This window comes from Actinomadura rubrisoli, assembly GCF_004349215.1.
In the GTDB taxonomy this organism is placed as follows: domain Bacteria; phylum Actinomycetota; class Actinomycetes; order Streptosporangiales; family Streptosporangiaceae; genus Spirillospora; species Spirillospora rubrisoli.
In genome coordinates this window covers 1-7025 of the sequence record NZ_SMKU01000426.1, presented here as the reverse complement: position 1 = coordinate 7025, position 7025 = coordinate 1, and the positions used below count along the sequence as shown (strand labels likewise).

Genomic DNA, 7025 nt, shown 5'->3' with positions numbered 1-7025 from the left:
CGCCAAGGAGAGCTGACCATGACCAGGCACTTCCTCCGGGACGACGACCTCACCCCCGCCGAGCAGGCCGAGGTCCTCGGCCTCGCCGCCCAGGCCAAGAAGGACCGGTTCGGCTTCCGGCCGCTGGACGGCCCCAAGTCCGTCGCGGTCCTGTTCGACAAGCCGTCCACCCGGACGCGGCTGTCCTTCACCGCCGGCATCGCCGAGCTGGGCGGCAACCCCCTCGTCATGGACGCCGGCACCAGCCAGCTCGGCCGCGGCGAGACGATCGCCGACACCGCCCGCGTGCTGGAGCGGCAGGTCAGCGCCATCGTGTGGCGGACGGGCGGGCAGGAGCGGATCGAGGAGATGGCCGCCGGGACCACGGTCCCGGTCGTCAACGCCCTCACCGACTCCTTCCACCCGTGCCAGATCCTGGCCGACCTGCAGACCGTCCAGGAGGCCAAGGGCGGCCTCGCCGGGGTCACCCTCGCCTACTTCGGCGACGGCGCCAACAACATGGCCCACTCCTACCTGCTCGGCTGCGCCACCGCCGGGATGCACGTCCGGATCGGCGCCCCCGCCTCGCTGCCGCCCGACCCCGCCATCGTGGCCCGCGCCACCGGGATCGCCGCCGCGACCGGCGGGTCGGTGACCGTCGCCCACGACCCCGCGCACGCCGCCGCCGGAGCCGACGTCCTCGCCACCGACACCTGGGTGTCGATGGGCCAGGAGGGCAAGGACACCTCCATGTACGAGCCGTTCGCCGTGGACGAGGAACTGCTCGCCCTCGCCGCCCCCGAGGCGATCGTCCTGCACTGCCTGCCCGCCTACCGCGGCCGGGAGATCGCCGCGTCCGTCCTGGACGGCCCCCGGAGCCGGGTCTGGGACGAGGCGGAGAACCGGCTCCACGCCCAGAAGGCCCTCCTGGTGTGGCTGCTGGAGCGGGCATGATGACGACCCCGATGACCAAGGCCGCCCGGCACGCCCGGGTGATCGAGCTGCTGACCCGCCATCCCGTCCACTCGCAGGGCGAGCTGGCGAAGCTGCTCGGCGACGAGGGCGTCGAGGTCACCCAGGCCACGCTGTCGCGCGACCTGGTCGAGCTCGGCGTGGTCAAGCTCCGCGCCGACGACGGCAGCCTCATCTACGCCGTGCCCGGCGAGGGCGGCGAGCGCATCCGGCGGGCCCGCACCGGGGCCGCCGAGACGTTCACCGGACGGCTCGGGCGGATCGCGGCGGAGCTGCTCGTCTCCGCCGAGGCGTCGGCCAACCTGGTCATCGTGCGGACCCCACCCGGGGCCGCGCAGTACCTGGCCTCGGCGATCGACCACGCCGAATGGCCGTCGATCCTCGGCACCGTCGCGGGCGACGACTCGATCCTGGTCATCGCTCGCGACCCCGCGGGCGGAGAGGGCGTCGCGCAGGCGCTCCTCAGGCTGACGGGCGGACGCGAACGACGAAGCTAGGGGCCGCGCCGGCCCCTGTCCCAGCCTGTCCCATCCCAGCCTTTCTCATCTCGGCCTTTCCCATTCGAACACTCTGCACAGGAGATAACGACCATGAGCGAGCGCGTCGTACTCGCGTACTCCGGGGGCCTGGACACCTCCGTGGCCATCCCGTTCCTCGCCGAGCAGACCGGCGGCGAGGTCATCGCGGTGGCGGTCGACGTCGGCCAGGGCGGCGAGGACCTCGACGCCATCCGCAAGCGGGCCCTCGCCTGCGGCGCGGCCGAGGCCGTCGTCGTGGACGCCAAGGAGGAGTTCGCCGCGGACTTCTGCGTCCCGGCCCTCCAGGCCAACGCCCTCTACATGGACCGCTACCCGCTGCTGTCCTCGCTGTCGCGGCCGCTGATCGTCAAGCACCTGGTGACGGCCGCCGAGCGGTTCGGCGGGACGTCGGTCTCCCACGGCTGCACCGGCAAGGGCAACGACCAGGTCCGGTTCGAGGCGGGCCTGTCCGCGCTGAACCCCGACCTGAAGGTCATCGCACCCGCCCGCGACTACGCCTGGACGCGGGACAAGGCCATCGCGTTCGCCGAGGAGAAGGGGCTGCCGATCGACGTGTCGTCCAAGTCCCCGTACTCCATCGACCAGAACCTGTGGGGGCGCGCCGTCGAGACCGGGTTCCTGGAGGACATCTGGAACGGGCCCATCGAGGACGTCTACGACTACACCGCCGACCCCGGCCGGCCGCGCGAGGCCGACGAGGTCGTCATCACCTTCGCCGCGGGCGTCCCGGTGGCGCTGGACGGCCGTCCGCTCACCCCGTACCAGGTCATCGCCGAGCTCAACCGGCGCGCGGGCGCCCAGGGCGTCGGCCGCATCGACATGGTCGAGGACCGGCTCGTCGGCATCAAGAGCCGCGAGGTGTACGAGGCGCCCGCCGCCATCGCGCTGATCACCGCGCACATGGAGCTGGAGAGCGTCACCGTCGAGCGCGACCTGGCCCGCTTCAAGCGGTCCGTCGACCAGCGGTGGGGCGAGCTCGTCTACGACGGCCTGTGGTTCTCCCCGCTGAAGGACGCCCTGGACGCGTTCATCGCCGACACCCAGAAGCAGGTGTCCGGCGAGATCCGGATGACCCTGCACGGCGGCCGCGCCGTCGTCACCGGCCGGCGCAGCGACGCGTCCCTCTACAGCTACGACCTGGCGACCTACGACACCGGCGACACCTTCGACCAGAGCCTCGCCAAGGGCTTCGTCGAGCTGTGGAGCCTGCCCAGCAAGATCGCCGCCCAGCGGGACCGGGACCTCGGCGCCTGACCCCGCCCTGCCCGTAGGCTGGCCTCGGAGCCACGTTGCCTTGCGGCGCAGCCGCGGGGAGTCTGGGGGTCCGCCCCCAGGAGCAACGCTGCCAGGACCACGCGTGCACGCGTGGTCCTGCGCGGGCGTCCGCGCCCGGCGTGGTGGGATGGCAGACGAGACGACGAACGCACAGCGGTGGGAAGAAGAGGATCTACGTGACCAAGGCACCGACGCGACTGTGGGGCGGCCGGTTCGAGGGCGGCCCGTCGGACGCGCTCGCGCGGCTCTCGGTGAGCGTCCAGTTCGACTGGCGCCTCGCCCCGTACGACCTGATGGGCTCGCGCGCGCACGCCCGCGTCCTGCACCGGGCGGGGCTGCTCACCGACGACGAGCTCGGGCGCATGATCGGTGCCCTGGACGACCTGGAGGACGCCTGCCGGTCCGGCGAGTTCCGTCCCGCCGTCGCCGACGAGGACGTCCACACCGCCCTGGAGCGCGGCCTGCTGGAACGCCTCGGCGCCCTTGGCGGCAAGCTGCGCGCCGGCCGCAGCCGCAACGACCAGGTCGCCACCGACCTGCGCCTCTACCTGCGCGACCACGCCCGCCAGGTCGTGTCGCGCCTGGTGGAGCTGGAGACCGCGCTGATCGCGCAGGCCGAGCACAACCTCGGCGTCGCCGCGCCCGGCATGACCCATCTCCAGCACGCCCAGCCCGTGCTGTTCTCGCACCAGCTGCTCGCGCACGTCCAGCCGCTCACCCGCGACATCGACCGGCTCCGCGACTGGGACCGGCGCGCCGCGGTGTCCCCGCTCGGCTCCGGCGCCCTCGCCGGGTCCTCGCTGCCGCTGGACCCGCGGGCCACCGCCGCCGAGCTGGGCTTCGACAGCGCCGCCCCCAACTCCATGGACGCCGTCGCCGACCGCGACTTCGTCGCCGAGTTCCTCTTCGCCGCCGCCCTCATCGGCGTGCACCTGTCCCGCCTCGGCGAGGAGATCTGCCTCTGGGCGTCGCAGGAGTTCCGCTGGATCGAGATGGACGACACCTACGCCACCGGGTCGTCGATCATGCCGCAGAAGAAGAACCCCGACGTCGCCGAGCTGGCGCGCGGCAAGGCCGGCCGGCTCATCGGCCACCTCGTCGCTCTGCTGACCACCCTCAAGGGCCTCCCGCTCACCTACAACCGCGACCTCCAGGAGGACAAGGAGGGCGTGTTCGACGCCGTCGAGACGCTCCTGCTCGTCCTGCCCGCCATGTCCGGTCTGATCGCCACCATGCGCGTCAACACCGGCAGGCTGGAGGCGCTCGCTCCCGAGGGCTTCGCCCTGGCCACCGACCTGGCCGAGCTGCTCGTCCGCCGCGGCGTGGCGTTCCGCGACGCCCACGAGGTCGTCGGGCACCTGGTCGTCTGGTGCCAGGTCAACGACAAGGGCTTCGACGACCTCACCGACGACGAGCTGGCCAAGGTCTCCCCGCACCTCACGCCGGACGTCCGCGAGGTCCTCAACGTCCCCGGCGCCCTCGCGTCCCGCAAGGCCCACGGCGGAACCGCGCCCGAGCGCGTCCGCGAGCAGCTCGACGCACTGCGCGCCCTGGTCAACGAGCACGCCGCCTGGGCCACCGGCTCCGACGCCTGAGCCGCCGCCCGTCCGGCCCGCCCGTCCCCGTCCGTTCTCGTCCGGGACGGGCGGTCGCCGCGGTCCCTGACGCCCCATAGGCTGACGAACCGGCGGATCCACCACACGAGCACACGGTGAGGCGATGAGCGGAGCGTTGCTGCCACGGGAGTTCTTCGACCGGCCGGTCGACGAGGTCGCGCCGTCCCTGCTCGGGCAGGTGCTGCGGCACCGCACCCCGGAGGGCGACGTCGCGCTCAGGCTCACCGAGGTCGAGGCGTACGCGGGCCCCCTGGACCCCGCGTCCCACGCCTACCGGGGCCGGACCCAGCGCAACGCGGTCATGTTCGGGCCGCCCGGCTTCGCCTACGTCTACTTCACCTACGGCATGCACTTCTGCGTGAACCTCGTCTGCGGGCCGGACGGGACGTCCTCGGCGGTGCTGCTCCGCGCGGGTGAGATCATCTCCGGGGAGGACATCGCCCAGGCCCGCCGCCCGCGCTCGACCGTCCGGGACCTCGCCCGCGGCCCCGCCAGGCTGTGCCAGGCCCTCGGCATCGCCCGCGAGCAGAACGGCCTGGACGTCTGCTCGCCCGGCGGCCCCCTCACCGTCCTCGCGGGCGACCCCGCGGACCCCGCCCTCGTCAGGACGGGCCCTCGCACCGGCGTCAACGGCGCCAAGGAGGTCCCGTGGCGGTTCTGGATCGACGGCGACCCCACCGTGTCGCCGTACCGCGCCCACGTCCCGAGGCAGCGCAAGAAGGTCGTCCAGTAGCGTCCCACCGGCCGTGACCCCCTGAATATCGTTACCGTGGTCTGTGGTCCATCGGGCACCCTGGTGGACGTACCGGAGAGCATGCGGAGACGAGGGAGAACGTGACCGACATCCTGGACGACCTCGCGTGGCGCGGCCTGATCGCGCAGTCCACCGACCAGGGCGAACTCGGGGCCCTGCTCGCGGCGGGGCCGGTCACGCTGTATTGCGGGTTCGACCCGACGGCACCCTCGCTGCATCTGGGCAACCTCATCCAGATCCTCGTCCTGCGGCGCTTCCAGCAGGCGGGCCACCGCCCGCTCGGCCTGGTCGGCGGCGCCACCGGCCTGATCGGCGACCCGAGCGGCAAGAGCACCGAGCGCGTCCTGAACTCCGAGGAGACCGTCGCGGGCTGGGTCGAGCGGATCCGCGCCCAGGTGTCGCGGTTCCTGGACTTCCACGACGGCCCGACCGGCGCGACGATGGTCAGCAACCTCGACTGGACCGGGCCCATGTCCGCCATCGAGTTCCTCCGCGACATCGGCAAGCACTTCCCCGTGAACCGGATGCTGGCCCGCGAGACCGTCAAGGCCCGCCTCGACACCACCGGGATGAGCTACACCGAGTTCAGCTACGTCCTGCTCCAGTCCATGGACTACCTGGAGCTGTACCGGCGGTACGGGTGCCGGTTGCAGACCGGCGGAAGCGATCAGTGGGGCAACCTCACCGCCGGGGCCGACCTGATCCGCCGGGTCGAGGGCGCCGGCGCGCACGCCCTCACCACGCCGCTGCTCACCAAGGCCGACGGATCGAAGTTCGGCAAGACCGCCGGAGGCGACACCTACTGGCTCGACCCTGACCTGACCTCGCCGTACGCGTTCTACCAGTTCTGGATCAACGCCGACGACCGCGACGTCGAGAAGTACCTCAAGGTGTTCAGCTTCCGGTCCCGCGAGGAGATCGAGGAGCTCGTCAAGCAGGGCGCCGACCGTCCCGCCGCCCGGGCGCCCCAGCGCGCCCTGGCCGAGGAGATGACCACCCTCGTCCACGGCGCCGACGAGACCGCCCGGGTCATGGCCGCGTCCCGCGCCCTGTTCGGGCAGGGCGCCCTGGACGAACTGGACGAGCGGACCCTCAGGTCCGCGCTGGCCGAGGTGCCCCGCACCGAGGTCCCGCCCGGCGACCTGCCCACCGTGGCCGACCTCCTGGCGGCCTCCGGCCTGTGCAAGAGCAAGTCCGAGGCCCGGCGCGCCATCGCGCAGGGCGGCGCGTACCTCAACAACGCCAAGGTCGGGTCGGAGGACGCCGCCCCCGCGGCGACCGATCTCCTGCACGGCCGCTACCTCGTCCTGCGCCGCGGCAAGCGCAACGTGGGCGGCGTCGAGGTGACGTCGTCGTGAACGGCCGCTGACCTGCGAAGAACGAGCGCCCGTCCGGATCCTTGCGGACGGGCGCTCGTCACTCGGAAGGCAAACTTCCGTAGATACACGTCACAGTGCGGTCACAGGGAGCCGCCCCAGGGCCGGTTCAGAACCCCGAAAACCGCTGCTGACCAGGGATTTTGCGCTCCGGAGGCGCGATTTGACGGTCCTCCCCGAGCGACCTAATCTTCTACAAGCCCCACGGGGGAGCGGGACGCCGACAAGGCGGCCGGCCCCAAGGGGAACCTCCACAGACCAACTTGGCGGACTCTTGTCGCGCCCAAAAGGGACGTGGAGGGCTGAACCGGCCGAAAGTTGACAAAGCGGGCGGATCAGCTAGACTTGAAGGGTTGCCCCGGAGCGGGGCCTGCGGTTGCGGGTCTGGCGCGGTGGGTGTCCGTTTCTTGAGAACTCAACAGCGTGTTAAAAGCCAGTGCCTTTATAGATCCGGCTGTTGGTTGGCCGGGTCTCCCCGTGGCCATCGTTCTGTTTGTTTGGTTCGGTGGTGGGG

The 7025-nt window shown here is 72.0% G+C and carries 6 protein-coding genes; all 6 read left to right on the top strand.

The features are described 5' to 3' along the window. Nucleotides 1–18: 18 nt before the first annotated feature. A complete protein-coding gene (argF, locus tag E1298_RS41895; RefSeq protein ID WP_131902944.1) occupies nt 19–933 on the top strand; it encodes an ornithine carbamoyltransferase in 915 nt (304 codons plus the stop codon). Beyond that, nucleotides 933–1448 carry an arginine repressor gene (locus tag E1298_RS41890; RefSeq protein WP_131902945.1) on the top strand — a complete coding sequence of 172 codons (516 nt, stop codon included), beginning with the start codon at nt 933–935 and terminating at the stop codon, nt 1446–1448. Before argF ends, E1298_RS41890 begins: the two co-directional genes overlap by 1 nt. 93 nt (nt 1449–1541) lie before the next feature. Beyond that, nucleotides 1542–2744: an argininosuccinate synthase gene (locus E1298_RS41885; protein ID WP_131902943.1), complete on the top strand. Its 1203-nt coding sequence runs from the start codon at nt 1542–1544 to the stop codon at nt 2742–2744. Nucleotides 2745–2941: 197 nt separating this feature from the next. Next, nucleotides 2942–4360, top strand: a complete 1419-nt coding sequence (gene argH / locus E1298_RS41880; RefSeq protein ID WP_131902942.1) for an argininosuccinate lyase — start codon at nt 2942–2944, stop codon at nt 4358–4360. Nucleotides 4361–4484: 124 nt separating this feature from the next. Then, entirely contained in the window at nt 4485–5114 is a 630-nt protein-coding gene (locus tag E1298_RS41875; protein WP_131902941.1) for a DNA-3-methyladenine glycosylase, read from the top strand. Between the two features lie 101 nt (nt 5115–5215). Continuing rightward, on the top strand, nt 5216–6493 hold the full coding sequence (tyrS, locus tag E1298_RS41870; protein ID WP_131902940.1) for a tyrosine--tRNA ligase: 1278 nt from the start codon (nt 5216–5218) through the stop codon (nt 6491–6493). The last annotated feature ends 532 nt before the right edge of the window (nt 6494–7025 follow it).